Consider the following 12,929-nt stretch of genomic DNA (forward strand, 5'->3'; position numbering starts at 1 on the left):
GATCAACCGACCGGCAGCTCCGCATGCACCTGCCAGTCGCCCCCGTCGGGTCCCGTGCGGGCGCTGCCCCCGAGCAGTGCCGCGCGCTCCCGTATGCCGCGCAGCCCGCTGCCCCGCCCGGGCCCCGGTATCGCCCCCGGCAGCGGACTGCGCACCTCCAGCGCGAGCGTGCCGTCGGCCACGGACACCCGGACGCGCACGGGTACGGCCCCCGCGTGCCGCAGGACATTGGTCAGCGCCTCCTGCAGGATGCGGTACCCCTCCCGCGAGACCGGCCCCGGCACCTCCGCCACGGGCCCGGTCACCTCGGCGTCGACCTCGGCACCGGAGGCGCGCGCCGACTCCAGGAGGCGGTCGGCGTCGGCCAGTGTCGGCCGGGAGCTCGCGGGCCGCTCCGACTCGCGCAGCACCCCGAGGACCCGCTCCAGGTCGGCGAGGGCGGCCCGGCCGGTGTCCTCGATGGCCTCCAGAGCCCGGTCGGTGAACGCCGGATCGCCCGCCGACCGCGCCGCACCCGCCTGTACCACCGCCACCGTCAGGGCATGCCCGATGGAGTCGTGCAACTCCCGTGCGATCCGGGTGCGTTCGAGCAGTTGCTCGGTGCGCTCCTCCAGGGCGGCCAGCCGTTCGGCGGCGGACGGCCCGAGGAGCCGGCGCGCGCACATGGTGACCAGCGCGCCGAGTCCGACGACTGCCCCGTACAGGGCGAGCAGCGGAAGCGGCACCAGCAGGGCGACCGCCCGGCCCGGCGGCAGCCGGTCCAGCAGGGGCAGGCCGGAAGGACGGTGTCCCCGGCCGAACTCGGCCAGCTGGTAGGCGATGATCGGCAGCCACACCGTGGCGAACATGGCGGCCGCACCGAGGACCATGCGCAACTCCAGCCACAGCACCGTGCGCAGCCGGTCCCGCCAACTCGCCGACGGCGTCACGGAGATGCCCGGCTCCTCCTCGCCGGGCGTCAGCAGCAGCCGGGCCTGGACGCCCTCGCCCATCCGCACGGCGGGCAGGAGACCGACCGGGACGAGACAGAGCGCAGGCACCCATGGAGTCGACATGTCGATGAACAGCCACACACTGACGATCAGCATGGGAACCCACAGATGCAGCAGTCGCGTGTATGTCGTACCGCGAAGCAGCGGGCGCAGGAAGCGGACCATGGGCACATCGTCGCAGGTGGCACGGACAACTGACCTCCCCCGCACGGGGGAGACGATCTCCACCCGCGGGGGAGGAGCCGAGCCGCGCACCCGGCCAGGCTGATGCCATGACCAGCATCGACGTACAAGACCTCACGAAGGAGTACGGCACCCGGCGGGCCGTGGACCACCTCACCTTCAGCGTCCGCCCCGGGCGCGTCACCGGCTTCCTCGGCCCCAACGGCGCCGGAAAGTCCACCACCATGCGGCTCGTCCTGGGCCTGGACCGGCCGACCTCCGGCACCGCCACCCTCGGCGGTCGCCCCTACGCCGAACTCCGCGAGCCCCTGCGCCGGGTGGGCGCCCTGCTGGACGCGCGGGCGGCGCACGGATCCCGCACCGCGCGCGATCATCTGCGGGCCCTGGCGGCGAGCAACCGCATCCCGCTGCGCCGCGTCGACGGCGTCCTGGAGGAGACGGGACTCGCCGCGGTGGCCCGGCGCCGGGTGAGGACGTACTCCCTCGGCATGCGCCAGCGCCTCGGCATCGCCGCCGCGCTCCTCGGCGACCCCGAGGTGATCCTGCTGGACGAGCCGGCCAACGGCCTCGACCCGGAGGGCATCGTCTGGATCCGCACGCTGCTGCGCCGGCTCGCGGCACAGGGGCGTACGGTCCTGGTCTCCAGCCACTTGATGAACGAGACCGCAGCCTTCGCGGACCACCTCGTGATCCTCGGCCGCGGCCGCCTCCTCGCCGACACCCCCGTCCAGGAGTTCATCCACGCGCGCGTGCGGCCCCAGGTCAGGATCCGCACCACCGACGCCGCCGTGCTCGGCGACCTGCTCGCCCGCCACGGCCACGACGCCTCCCGGGACGGGGACGGGACGTGGACCGTGCGGCACGCGCGCGTGGACGACCTCGGCCGCCTCATGTCCGAGGCGGGCGTCCCCGTGCTGGAACTGGCCACCCAGGAGGCCACCCTGGAGCAGGCCTACCTCGATCTGACCGCGGCCGAAGCCGAGTTCACCGCCCACCCACAAGAGGTCTGACCATGCCGTTCGTACCTGTTCTGCACGCCGAGTGGATCAAGATCCGGACCCTGCGCCCGCTTGTCGGCAGCCTGGCCGCGATGCTCGTCGCCACCGCCGCGTTCTCCGCGCTCGCCGCCGCCGACGCCGACGGCACGGACCCGCTGTTCTCGGCGTTCTTCGGCGTCAGCTTCGGGCAGATCGCCGCGATCGCGTTCGGTACGACGGCCGTGTCGTCGGAGTTCCGGGGCGGCGCGCTGCGGCTGACGCTGGCGGCCGCGCCCGACCGGTTGCGGTGGTTCGCCGCGAAGGCCACGGCGATCGCCCTGCCCGCGCTCGCCGCCGGCCTGCTCACGGGAACGGTGACCCTGCTGGTGGGCAAGGCCGTCCTCGGCGCGTCCGGTCCGTCCTGGGCCGAGGGACTGCGCGGCGCCGTCGGCTGCGGCCTCCACCTCACGCTGATGGCGCTGTTCGCCGTCGGCCTGGCGACCGTCCTGCGCAGCGGAGTGGCGACCCTCTCCGCCCTGATCCCGTTCCTGCTGATCGTCTCCTTCGTCGTCGGAGACCTGTCCGGGGGTGTCGCCGACTTCCTGCCCGACCGGGCCGGCCAGGTCGCCCTGCACAGCACCTGGGACGGGGCGCTCGGCCCGTGGACCGGGCTCGCGGTGACCGCGCTGTGGACGGCTGCGGCGCTGAGCGCGGGAGCCTGGAGCGTCCGGCGCAGGGACGCCTGAGGGCCCGTCGACGGTCGGGGGAGCCCGCTCTGCCGGATCACACGGACGTCGGCTGCGTGACCGGGACGGGCCCGCCGTGGCTCCTCAGGCCTGCGCAGCCACCCGTAGCCGTGCGAACTCCTCGGCCATCGTCGCCGCCGTCCAGTGGGCGTTGAGCCCGCTGGGATTGGGCAGCACCCACACCCGTGTGTCCCCGATGGTCCGCTCCTGCGGCCCCACCTGAGCCTTGCGGTCCCCGAAGGCGGCCCGGTACGCGGTCACCCCGACCACGGCCAGCCACCTCGGTCGCGACCGCGTCACCTTGGCCGTCAGCAGCCGACCGCCCTCGGCGTACTCGGCCGCGCTCAGCTCGTCGGCCCGCGCCGTCGCCCGCGCCACCACATTGGTGATGCCGAGTCCGTACGACAGCAGTTCCTGCTGTTCCGCGGGCTGCATGAGCCGCGGGGTGAAGCCGGACAGGTGCAGCACCGGCCAGAAGCGGTTGCCGGGGCGGGCGAAGTGATGGCCCGTGGCGGCCGTCATCAGGCCGGGGTTGATACCGCAGAACAGCACATGGAGGCCGTCCGCGACCACGTCGGGGACGAGTCGGTCGCGGGCGGCCTCCAGTTCGGCCCGGGTGAAGCGGGTCAGAGGATCGCTCCGGGGGTGTAGCCGGCGGCCTCCGGGTGCTGCTTGACGATCTCCTCGATCCGGCCGGCGACCACGCCGACCTGGGCGGCGGCCGCGCCGGTGAAGGACAGCTTGTCGGCCATCAGCGCCGCCAGCTGCGCACGGTCCAGCGGCAGGCGGTCGTCGGCGGCGAGCTTGTCGAGCAGGTCGTTGCGCTCGGCGCCCTGCTCGCGCATCGCGAGCGCGGTGGCGACGGCGTTCTCCTTGATCGCCTCGTGGGCGACCTCGCGGCCGACGCCGGTCCGCACGGCGCCCATGAGCACCTTGGTGGTGGCGAGGAACGGCAGGTAGCGGTCCAGCTCGCGGGCGACGACCGCGGGGAACGCGCCGAACTCGTCGAGGACGGTCAGGAAGGTCTCCAGCAGGCCGTCGAGCGCGAAGAACGCGTCGGGCAGCGCGACCCGGCGCACCACCGAGCAGGAGACGTCGCCCTCGTTCCACTGGTCGCCCGCCAGCTCACCGGTCATCGAGGCATAGCCGCGCAGGATCACCATGAGACCGTTGACGCGCTCGCAGGAGCGGGTGTTCATCTTGTGCGGCATCGCCGAGGAGCCGACCTGGCCCGGCTTGAAGCCCTCGGTGACCAGCTCGTGCCCGGCCATCAGCCGGATCGTCTTGGCCAGCGAGGACGGCGCGGCGGCCAGCTGCACCAGCGCGGTCACGACCTCGTAGTCCAGCGAGCGCGGGTAGACCTGGCCGACCGAGGTGAAGGCCTGCGAGAAGCCCAGGTGCTGCGCGATCCGGTTCTCCAGGTCGGCGAGCTTTCCGGCGTCCCCGCCGAGCAGGTCCAGCATGTCCTGCGCGGTGCCGACCGGGCCCTTGATGCCGCGCAGCGGGTAGCGGCCGAGCAGCTCCTCGACCCGCCCGTACGCCACGAGCAGCTCGTCGGCGGCGGTCGCGAAGCGCTTGCCGAGGGTCGTGGCCTGCGCGGCAACGTTGTGCGAGCGGCCGGCCATGACCAGCTCGGCGTACTCGCCGGCCAGCTTGCCCAGGCGCGCCAGGACGGCCACCGTACGGTCGCGCATCAGCTCCAGCGACAGCCGGATCTGCAGCTGCTCGACGTTCTCGGTGAGGTCACGGGAGGTCATGCCCTTGTGCACGTGCTCGTGCCCGGCGAGGTCGTTGAACTCCTCGATCCGCGCCTTCACGTCGTGCCGGGTAACCTTCTCGCGCTCGGCGATCGAGGCCAGGTCGACGGTGTCGAGGACGCGCTCGTAGTCGGCGATCGCCTCGTCCGGCACCTCGATGCCGAGGTCCTTCTGGGCCCGCAGCACGGCGAGCCAGAGCTGCCGCTCCAGCTTCACCTTCTGCTCGGGCGACCAGAGCGTGGCGAGCTCGGCGGAGGCGTAGCGTCCGGCGAGGACGTTCGGGATGCGGGGCTTGGCGGGCGCTGAAGTCACGTGTACGGATTGTACTGGCGATTTATGCAGGCCAGCGCCATCGGGCGGTTCGGTGGATGCTACGAGAGCCGCGTCACGTCGTCCGTGTCCGCCAGCTCCGCCAGCACGTCCGCGTGGCACAGCTCGGGCGCACACCAGCAGGCCAGAGTCCTTCCCCGCAGGTCCGGGACCAGGTCCAGCAGTTCCGGGCGCTCCAGCAGGTGGGCCCGGTACATTGCCATGACCTCGGCCCGGGTGCCGTCCCGCTTCTTCTGCGGGGTGTCGTAGGCGAAGGGGTTGTACAGCGGGTGCCGGGGCAGGTCCCAGCCGCCCATGGTCCAGCGGCGGCCTACGTAGACCACGTCCGCGGGGGCGTGTTCCAGCCGGGGGCCGAACTCGTGGATCCGGCCCCTGACGCTGATCACCCGGGTGGTCATGGCGAGGACGCTACGCCTGAGCCTCGTACGGAAGCAGGTCCGGTCGCTTCGGCGGGCGGCCGTCGCCGGACGGTGTGACACCCATGGCCGCAGTCATAGACCTCCGCCTGCGCAAGAGCAAGACCTTGCAAAACAGCTCCACCCGCCGAGGTGTGACTTCTGAGGCGTCACTGCGCCCCTGCGGCTGGTGAGATCCCGCGCCGGCCCGAATTGCCATCCTCATCGACAAAAGTCTGGCTCGCTGGAAGATGTGCCGTAGAGGAGATTGATCTCGTCGCGGACGGGCCTGTCACGCGAGAGGCGAGAGCGCTGTACTGGGGTGCCTGAAGTTGCTCTAATCAGGTGAAAACGACCTCTCAAGCGCCCAAGACGTCCTTTCCTGCGGGTCGTGAGGCGTGGATGTACTGGTCGGCCCAGGCGCTGATGATGTGGGCGGCTCGCTGCGCCTGCCCTCGTGCGGTCAGGAGGTGGTCTGCTCCTTCGAGCGAGACGAAGCTTCGCGGGTGCCGCGCCTCGCGGAAGATCTCCCCGGCGTTGGCGATATCGACAGTGTCGTCGGTGGGCGAGTGCATCACGAGCAGCGGCCGGTCCAACTCACGGACCCGGTCGTGCAGACGGGCACGGCGGACGTCCTCGACGAAGGCGCGCTTGAGGACCAGGGTCCGCCCGCCGACGAACCACTCGTGCTGCCCCTCACTGAGCACGCGGTCGACGACCGCGTCGTACTGGTGCTCCACGTGGCTGGGGTCGGCGGGCGCCCCGATCGTGGCGACCGCGCGGACGCCGGTCGCCTCGGCCGCCGCAGCGATGGCGGCGGCGCCTCCCCACGAGTGACCCACCAGCAGATCCGCCGGAGTCCCCCGCTCTGCCATCAGGTTTACCGCGCGGACACTGTCCTGGACCTTGACGGTGAAGGAACCGTCACCCCAGTCGCCGTCGGAATCGCCGATCCCGAGGTTGTCGTAGCGCAGCATGCCGATCCCCTCGCGGGCCAACTGCTTGCTGACCCGCGAGGCGGCCGGCGAGTTCCTGCCGAGCGTGAATCCGTGGACGAAGATCCCCCAGCCCCGGACCTCGCCCTCCGGCAGGTCGATCGACCCGGCCAGCTCGGGGCCGACGACGCTCTTGAATCTCACTTCTTCGGACACGTTGCGATCACTCCGGCCGGGTGTTCGTGGAGGCCGGTGTACCGACGAGCAGCTCGGTGATCTCCTTGGCAAGGTGCGGGCCGAGCTCGCCCCAGCCGTCCTTGTAGCCGTAGACGCCGGCCAGGGTGCGGGCCTCGTAGTCGCCGTTCATGATCTCGATGTCGTCGGCGGTGATGAGTCCCGGGTGGGCGACGCCGACAGCCGACGAGACCTTCATCAGCTCCCTGCGCAGGGTGCGCAGGTAGACAGCGGCCCGGGTGGCCTTCGAGGTCGGGTCCAGGCCGCGGGCCAGCCACTGGTTCTGGGTGGCGATGCCGGTGGGGCACTTGTCGGTGTGGCACTTCTGCGACTGGATGCAGCCGATCGACAGCATCGCCTCACGGGCCACGTTGATCATGTCGGCTCCCAGAGCGAAGGCGACCGCGGCGTTCTCGGGCAGGCCGAGCTTGCCAGAGCCGATGAAGGTCAGCTCGTCGGTGAGCCCGAGCTCGGCGAAGGTGCCGTAGACCCGGGAAAAGCCCATCCGGAACGGCAGCGACACCGAGTCGGCGAAGATCCGCGGCGCCGCTCCGGTGCCGCCCTCGCTGCCGTCGACAGTCACGAAGTCGACGCCACGGTCACCACGCGCCATCAGCGCGGCCAGCTCCTGCCAGAAGCCCAGCTCGCCCACCGCGCTCTTGACTCCGACCGGCAGACCGGTCTCGGTGGCGAGCAGCTCGACGAAGTCGAGCATCGAGTCGACGTCGCTGAACGCGGTGTGCCGCGACGGGGAGGCGCAGTCCTTGCCGACGGGGATGCCGCGGATTTCGGCGATCTCCGGGGTCACCTTGGCGCCCGGCAGCATCCCGCCCAGCCCCGGCTTGGCACCCTGGGAGAGCTTGATCTCGATCGCCTTGACGGGGGCGCTCGCGACCACGTCCTTGAGCTTGTCGAGGTTGAAACTGCCGTCCTCGTTGCGGCAGCCGAAGTACGAGGTGCCGATCTGCAGCACCAAGTCGCCGCCGTTGCGGTGGTACGGCGACAGGCCGCCCTCGCCGGTGTTGTGCATCGTGCCGGCCAGCGCCGCTCCCTTGTTGAGCGCCGTGATGGCCGCGCCGGAGAGCGAGCCGAAGCTCATCGCAGAGATGTTCACGACGCTCGCCGGCCGGAAGGCCTTCGCACGCCCGCGCGGCCCGCCCAGCACCTTGGCCGAGGGCAGCGGGGCCTGCGGGTCGTGCGCGTCGGGCAGAGCGCCGGCGAAGGTGCGCTGCTTCAGGTAGGCGTGCCCCTGGACGTGCTCGACGTCGACCTCGGTTCCGAACCCGAAGTAGTTGTTCTGCTCCTTCGCCGACGCGTAGATCCAGGTGCGCTGGTCACGGCTGAATGGGCGCTCCTCCTCGTTGGAGGTCACGATGTACTGCCGCAGCTCCGGCCCGATCGTCTCCAGCAGGTACCGGGCGTGCCCGATCACGGGGAAGTTCCGCAGCAGTGCGTGCCGCTTCTGGACAAGGTCGCGGGCTGCCACCAGCGCCACTGCTGTTGCGGCGACGGCGCCGATCCTCCGGGCCTGCATGAACGTTCCTCCTCGAGGCACGGCTCCATCGCCACGCGGTGGAGCCCGCTTGTGTCACATCGGGCGCCAGACGGCGCACACAGTCAAGGGCGCGCCGGCGCCATCGAAGAAAGGCGAAACGACTCTAAAGGGCCACACGAATATGCACAGCGACGGCGATCACACCACCCAAACGACCGGGCCCAGGCCCCGCCCGCACACCAGAGCCAGACATCAGCGTGTTGTTCGACCTCGCCGGTTCACCTGACCTGCTGATCCTGGTTCGTTCCTGCGGCAGCAGGACGGCCGTTCTTCACGCTTCGACGTGTCGAGCAACGTCGCGTGAAAGAACGGCCGCTGGTGAAGAGTCTCGCCCCTGAACAGTCCGCTGACGCCACGCTGGGCATGCTGTCCCGCTTTCGTGTCCAGTTCTACGACTGCCTCTACTGTCCGGGCGGATGCGCTCTTCGAGCTCACCGGCGCGGTGCTGTGCTCGGCCCGGTGACGTCGCTGGTTGAGCTGACGCTCACAGCCGAGCACCGGCGTGGGCACGGTGCGATGTACGACGCGGTCAATCGCGGCTGGTTGGAGCCGCGCCGCCTACGGCGGCTGCAGGCCTCCACCCCGTTGCCGCGTGCGGCCGACGGGCGGGGCTCCGGGTTAGGGCCCCACCTGTTGCCAGTCCGTCACAGGGCCGGGGTTTGTGCGGTCTGCAGGGGTGACCCAGAAGGCTTTGCCCAGTTCAGCGCTAAAGTGGGCGCCTGTCCGGCCGTCCCCGGACGGTGTACCCATGGGGTTAACCAGTCCGGAACGCGGGGGCGACAGCGAGGATCACCGCTCGTGCGGCCTCCGAACAGGCTTGTTGCCCGGAATGCGGTGCCGGCTTAGCTCGGATGCATGACCGGTACCGACGGCGGATCGCCGATCTGGCCGTTGGCGGTTTGGGAGTGGCAGAACAGGAGCCGCTTCGGCGAGGTGCTCGTGAACAGGGATTGATCGTAGTCCCCGTAGCGCCGCGCGACGTTGAGACCGGCCAGCCGGCAGGGCGCCAAGAGTTCCTCGGGAAAGAAGCAGCGCATGCTGACTTTCTTGGCGCGTACGCACACGCCGTCGCGTAGGTAGCCCAGCGTGAAGCGCAGCACTTGGGCGGCGGCGTCGTAGCTGGTCGTCGCCCGCACGTCGAGCCTCGCCCCGTCCCGGTCCGCGACCGACTTGTGGCGGTGGGGCGACTCGGGGAGCCGGCACAGCTTGGCCATGTCGGGGTTGAACACGTCCAGGATCAGGGTCCCGCCTGGTCGCAGCACGTTTCGCGCCGAGGCGAGGAACGCGACCACGGAATCCAGGTCGTGCAGGTGCTGCATCGCGTTGGTTGCCGAGACCACCAGGGCGAAGCGCCTGTCAGAGCGGATGTCTCGGCAGTCCTGTTCCAGCCACTCGACCGGCAGTCGCTCGTCCTCGGCCCGCTGACGGGCACGCGTAAGCATTGAGGGCATGATGTCAAGCCCTGTGACCTCGACACCCGCCCGCGCGATCGGCAGGGTGATGCGCCCGGTTCCGCAGGCCACCTCCAGGACCGGACCCGCCCGCCCGGACCGCTTGGCCGAGGAAGAACGGGATGTCGTGGGTGCGCGCGGTGAACTCCTGATCGTAGAAGTCCGCATCGTCGTATACGGCCAGGTCCTCCGGTGGCTTCATCGCGCCACCGTCGGCGTCGGGCCGAAAGCGTCAGCAAGGCTGGTCAGGATGGAGCCGGACCAACTGCTCTCCCCGAACACGCTGACGGGCATGGCGAGCACGCCGCACTCACGCTGGAGCGTCTCCGCTGGGATTGCAACCGGGAAGAAATAGTTGCCGGGACACGTCCGGCTCGCCGTGGGAATCGCCCCGAGCACCTCGTCCGGCAACCGTTCGAACAACCGCTCAGCCCGTGCGGCCAGTTCGTCGACGACCTGCCGGGGTACGTCGCTGTGCTCGGTCAGCAGGCGGTCGGCGAGCCTCAGCTGAGCCGGCGTCGGCGGATCCGCCCGGAACGCTTCGGCCAATTCGGCTTGCGTCGGACCCAGCAGGACTACGCCGAATGTGCGTGGCCACAGCCATCCCTTGGTGACGGAATGCAGTAGGACCGCGCAACCGGTGTCCAGCAATCGCCGTGTGCCGGCAGCGAACGGGGCTCCCAGGTCGTAGACGCTGTCGATCAGCAGGCGGCGGCGTGGTGATTCCCGCAACCACGCAATCACCGCGGCGCACTCGGCATCGGACAGGTATCGGCCGAGCGGCTTGCTGGGGTTGGCGAGCAGCAGGTATTCGGGCCGGTGGTCCGCCGGCGATCTCGGCAGGGCCGGCGCCGGTAGCGTCGGGTAGGACGCGGGCGCCAGGCCCGCAGCGCGGGCCAGCTCGAAGTAAACCGGGTACACGTCGCTGGGCAGCCACAACCGCGCTTGCACGGCGCGCAGCCAGTGGAACACCACACCGAGCCCGTGCCGGACCCCGCGACAGACCATGGCGTGGCCGGACCACCCTTCCGGCAGCTCGAAGCGCCGCAGCCAGGCACGGGCGAGATCGCACCGGTGCACCGTACTCATGTCGGTCGGCGGTTCCCGTCGCATCGGAGCAAGCGCCCGGTACACGTTGGTCTCGGCGGCGTCCAGAAGCGACGGGAAAACACTGAGTTGCCGCTGCCGGAACTCCTGGAACTCCTCGAACCTCATGCCGCCGCACCTTCCGGCACGATCTCGCTGGCCCGGTCTTCCAGGGAGGCGTAGCAGCGCCCGTCGGCCATGACGTTCCAGCTGCGTGCGATCCCGTTGGTGCGTTCCCAGAGCAGGCTGGGCTCGGTGTAGGCGGCGATCCGCATCGGCCGTCCGTCCCAGCTGCCGTGGTAGACCGGCGCGCCCCAGGGCAGGCGGCTCGCCAGTACGAAGCCATGCTGCTCGGCGAACCGGGTGACGATGGACAGCGAAACCTGGTGCTCTCGGCTCCAGACATTGGCGGCGCGGTCGAAGTAGAGCGACTCGGTGCTGGTGGATACATAGAGCTCTTTGAAGCAGACTTCCTCGACGCCGAGAGCCGCGGCCCACGAAAGGTAGTCGGCGACCTCGGCCGCATCGGCGACGCCGCCGTGTTGGAGCACGCAGATCAGCCTCATCCGCAGCCCCGGCCAGCGGTCACGTTCCACGCGCCAGGTGTCGATCACAGAGTTCACCGGCGTGCGCAGCATCATCAGCCGCTCGCTGACGGCGTCGTCCTGATGGTGCCGGGAGACCGCCAGCACGCTCAGGCCTGCGGCGCTCAGGGCTGCGAGGCGGCCGGCCCGGTCGGCGTGCCGGCCTTTCGCCAGGGTGTGCGCGTTGGTGATCAGGACGACCTTCGGGAAGACCGCCGAGCAGGCGGACACCAGTCGCAGCTGCTGTTCGAACGGTATGAGCGTGGGCTCCCCGCCGCCGGTGATCACTGCACGTTCGGCACCCGCCGCACGGGCGCGCTCCAGCCAGTGGGCGACCGCGTCCCACGGGACCCGTGCCGGCGCTTGGTCGCTGGAGATCGAAGCCGAGGAGAAGCAGAACGAACACCGGGCTTGGCAGGCGGAGGCGACTGGCAGGAGCGACACCGAGCGCGGTCGCGTGTCGGCGTAGCGACCCTGTGCCGATCCATGCAGGTGCAGGGAGGCCGCCATCGCGTCCTCGACGGTCGTCGGGCGCAAAGTGAACTCGTCGCCTACTCGGTCGAGCTCATGGACTGCTGACAACCGGATGCGAGCCTCGTGCAGTTCCATGCCGAGGCCGGTCGACACGTTGGGCACCAGCTTGTCGGGGTCCACCATGGTTTCCAGCACCAACAGCCGGTCACCCGGAATGGCCAGACGGTCCAGCAAGCGTCGCGCCTTGCCGATACCGATTCCCAACTCCGCACGGGTCAGCAGGTGGAACCGGTCGGGATAGGTACTCTCCGGAATCCCCGCCTTACCGTAAGCGTTCGCGTACTTGTCGAAGCCCTTCGCGAAGTTCGACAGCACGATGACGTGGAAGCGCTGGTCGCTATGGTTCATCCCGTCATCATGCATGAACGGGCCCAGACGACATGGGCCGAACTGCAGGCGGAACGCGGGGCCACCGCACGCCTTCTGCCACTCATCGCCGTCCGGCAAGGCGGCGCAGTCCCGGCGTCGCGCTGATATCGGAGTGCGAAGTGGCTCGGGAGAGTGTCACAGTCACTGTCGTGACCTTGATGGACGTACTCGTCGGCTTCTCCCGCACTGGCCGGATCGGGCCCCTGAACTGCGGAATGACCCTGGCTGAGGCTGAAAACCTTCTCGGCCCGGGGCGCCCGCACCCCGCCCACATCATGAAGGGACCCGATATCGACGGCTACCCGTACTCCTGGGACGGGCTGGGGCTCGTGGTCACTCAGCGAGCCGTCAGCGGGATCTGGATCAACCTCTGGCCCGGTTCGACCGCCAGACTTCCGCCGCTCGTCCTGCCCGATTCCGAGTCATTCGACGCCACCGTCCTCCGCGAGGAGCTGATCGCCGCCCTGGACAACGCAGGCTGCCAACATGCGGTCAACAGCACCCTCACCTTCGGCCGGCAGGCAAGCCTCATCACCCAACCCGCTGACGTCTGCGCGGTCTTCAGCCTGCCGGGACGGGACAACCACGTGCCGCACCGTGATCGGCACTACCTCAATGTGATTCACAAGCACACGGCTTGACACTGCTGATTCCACAGAATGACCCGGTTCACGTGACCCTCGACCATGCCGCTGGAGCAGGGCAGGGTCAGGCTGGCGGTCACGGCGTCGTAGTCCTTGTAGAGGTTGCGGGTGAAGCTGTGCAGGGGCGGCAGGTCGCTGCTCTCGACCGCCTTGATCC

General features: G+C 70.0%; 12 protein-coding genes and 2 pseudogenes. 4 read left to right on the forward strand and 10 right to left on the reverse strand.

The window, feature by feature from the left end:
• Positions 1–2: 2 nt before the first annotated feature.
• Positions 3–1,157, reverse strand: coding sequence for a histidine kinase (locus AB0H32_RS22430; protein WP_361123369.1), 1,155 nt, complete (start codon positions 1,155–1,157; stop codon positions 3–5).
• 107 nt (positions 1,158–1,264) lie between these two features.
• Between AB0H32_RS22430 and AB0H32_RS22435 the strand changes: the two genes are divergently transcribed.
• Positions 1,265–2,185, forward strand: a complete 921-nt coding sequence (locus AB0H32_RS22435; RefSeq protein WP_361123372.1) for an ATP-binding cassette domain-containing protein — start codon at positions 1,265–1,267, stop codon at positions 2,183–2,185.
• 2 nt (positions 2,186–2,187) lie between these two features.
• A complete protein-coding gene (locus AB0H32_RS22440; RefSeq protein ID WP_361123375.1) occupies positions 2,188–2,898 on the forward strand; it encodes an ABC transporter permease in 711 nt (236 codons plus the stop codon).
• An 84-nt stretch (positions 2,899–2,982) separates the two neighbouring features.
• Here AB0H32_RS22440 and mug read toward each other — a convergent pair whose 3' ends face one another.
• From mug to AB0H32_RS22465, 5 genes are all read right to left on the reverse strand, one after another.
• Positions 2,983–3,528, reverse strand: a complete 546-nt coding sequence (gene mug, locus AB0H32_RS22445) for a G/U mismatch-specific DNA glycosylase (protein WP_361123462.1) — start codon at positions 3,526–3,528, stop codon at positions 2,983–2,985.
• The gene (purB, locus tag AB0H32_RS22450; protein ID WP_361123378.1) at positions 3,525–4,967 is read right to left on the reverse strand and encodes an adenylosuccinate lyase; all 1,443 of its coding nucleotides are present in this window, start codon (positions 4,965–4,967) and stop codon (positions 3,525–3,527) included. Before purB ends, mug begins: the two co-directional genes overlap by 4 nt.
• Before the next feature lie 59 nt (positions 4,968–5,026).
• Complete coding sequence (locus tag AB0H32_RS22455; RefSeq protein ID WP_361123381.1) at positions 5,027–5,383, reverse strand: DUF4326 domain-containing protein; 357 nt, start codon at positions 5,381–5,383, stop codon at positions 5,027–5,029.
• 356 nt (positions 5,384–5,739) lie between these two features.
• Positions 5,740–6,531 (reverse strand): alpha/beta fold hydrolase, encoded by a 792-nt coding sequence (locus AB0H32_RS22460; RefSeq protein WP_361123384.1) that lies wholly within the window; start codon positions 6,529–6,531, stop codon positions 5,740–5,742.
• Between the two features lie 7 nt (positions 6,532–6,538).
• On the reverse strand, positions 6,539–8,083 hold the full coding sequence (locus AB0H32_RS22465; protein WP_361123387.1) for an FMN-binding glutamate synthase family protein: 1,545 nt from the start codon (positions 8,081–8,083) through the stop codon (positions 6,539–6,541).
• Positions 8,084–8,467: 384 nt separating this feature from the next.
• On the opposite strand from AB0H32_RS22465, the pseudogene AB0H32_RS22470 reads away from it, so the two are divergent.
• A pseudogene (locus tag AB0H32_RS22470) lies at positions 8,468–8,713 on the forward strand (transposase); the annotation flags it as partial.
• 9 nt (positions 8,714–8,722) lie between these two features.
• Here the strand turns inward: AB0H32_RS22470 and AB0H32_RS22475 are convergent.
• From AB0H32_RS22475 to AB0H32_RS22490, 4 genes and pseudogenes are all read right to left on the reverse strand, one after another.
• A pseudogene (locus tag AB0H32_RS22475) lies at positions 8,723–8,842 on the reverse strand (SGNH/GDSL hydrolase family protein); the annotation flags it as partial.
• A gap of 104 nt (positions 8,843–8,946) precedes the next feature.
• The gene (locus AB0H32_RS22480) at positions 8,947–9,723 is read right to left on the reverse strand and encodes a class I SAM-dependent methyltransferase (RefSeq protein ID WP_361123390.1); all 777 of its coding nucleotides are present in this window, start codon (positions 9,721–9,723) and stop codon (positions 8,947–8,949) included.
• Positions 9,724–9,753: 30 nt separating this feature from the next.
• Positions 9,754–10,770: an aminotransferase class I/II-fold pyridoxal phosphate-dependent enzyme gene (locus AB0H32_RS22485; RefSeq protein ID WP_361123393.1), complete on the reverse strand. Its 1,017-nt coding sequence runs from the start codon at positions 10,768–10,770 to the stop codon at positions 9,754–9,756.
• Positions 10,767–12,107, reverse strand: a complete 1,341-nt coding sequence (locus AB0H32_RS22490; RefSeq protein WP_361123396.1) for a radical SAM protein — start codon at positions 12,105–12,107, stop codon at positions 10,767–10,769. Before AB0H32_RS22490 ends, AB0H32_RS22485 begins: the two co-directional genes overlap by 4 nt.
• A gap of 170 nt (positions 12,108–12,277) precedes the next feature.
• Here AB0H32_RS22490 and AB0H32_RS22495 point away from each other — a divergent pair, with 170 nt between their 5' ends.
• Complete coding sequence (locus AB0H32_RS22495) at positions 12,278–12,769, forward strand: hypothetical protein (protein ID WP_361123399.1); 492 nt, start codon at positions 12,278–12,280, stop codon at positions 12,767–12,769.
• Positions 12,770–12,929 lie beyond the last annotated feature (160 nt).

It is taken from the genome of Streptomyces sp. NPDC020362, from assembly GCF_040642095.1.
Classification (GTDB): Bacteria; Actinomycetota; Actinomycetes; order Streptomycetales; family Streptomycetaceae; genus Streptomyces.

What these genes read in the sequence shown, in the direction of transcription:
- AB0H32_RS22490 (WP_361123396.1), bottom strand. Translation starts at nt 12,107, where the DNA reads ATGAACCATAGCGACCAGCGCTTCCACGTCATCGTGCTGTCGAACTTC.
- AB0H32_RS22480 (WP_361123390.1), bottom strand. Translation starts at nt 9,723, where the DNA reads ATGCGGACTTCTACGATCAGGAGTTCACCGCGCGCACCCACGACATCC.
- AB0H32_RS22430 (WP_361123369.1), bottom strand. Translation starts at nt 1,157, where the DNA reads ATGGTCCGCTTCCTGCGCCCGCTGCTTCGCGGTACGACATACACGCGA.
- AB0H32_RS22455 (WP_361123381.1), bottom strand. Translation starts at nt 5,383, where the DNA reads ATGACCACCCGGGTGATCAGCGTCAGGGGCCGGATCCACGAGTTCGGC.
- AB0H32_RS22485 (WP_361123393.1), bottom strand. Translation starts at nt 10,770, where the DNA reads ATGAGGTTCGAGGAGTTCCAGGAGTTCCGGCAGCGGCAACTCAGTGTT.
- AB0H32_RS22435 (WP_361123372.1), top strand. Translation starts at nt 1,265, where the DNA reads ATGACCAGCATCGACGTACAAGACCTCACGAAGGAGTACGGCACCCGG.
- AB0H32_RS22440 (WP_361123375.1), top strand. Translation starts at nt 2,188, where the DNA reads ATGCCGTTCGTACCTGTTCTGCACGCCGAGTGGATCAAGATCCGGACC.
- AB0H32_RS22465 (WP_361123387.1), bottom strand. Translation starts at nt 8,083, where the DNA reads ATGCAGGCCCGGAGGATCGGCGCCGTCGCCGCAACAGCAGTGGCGCTG.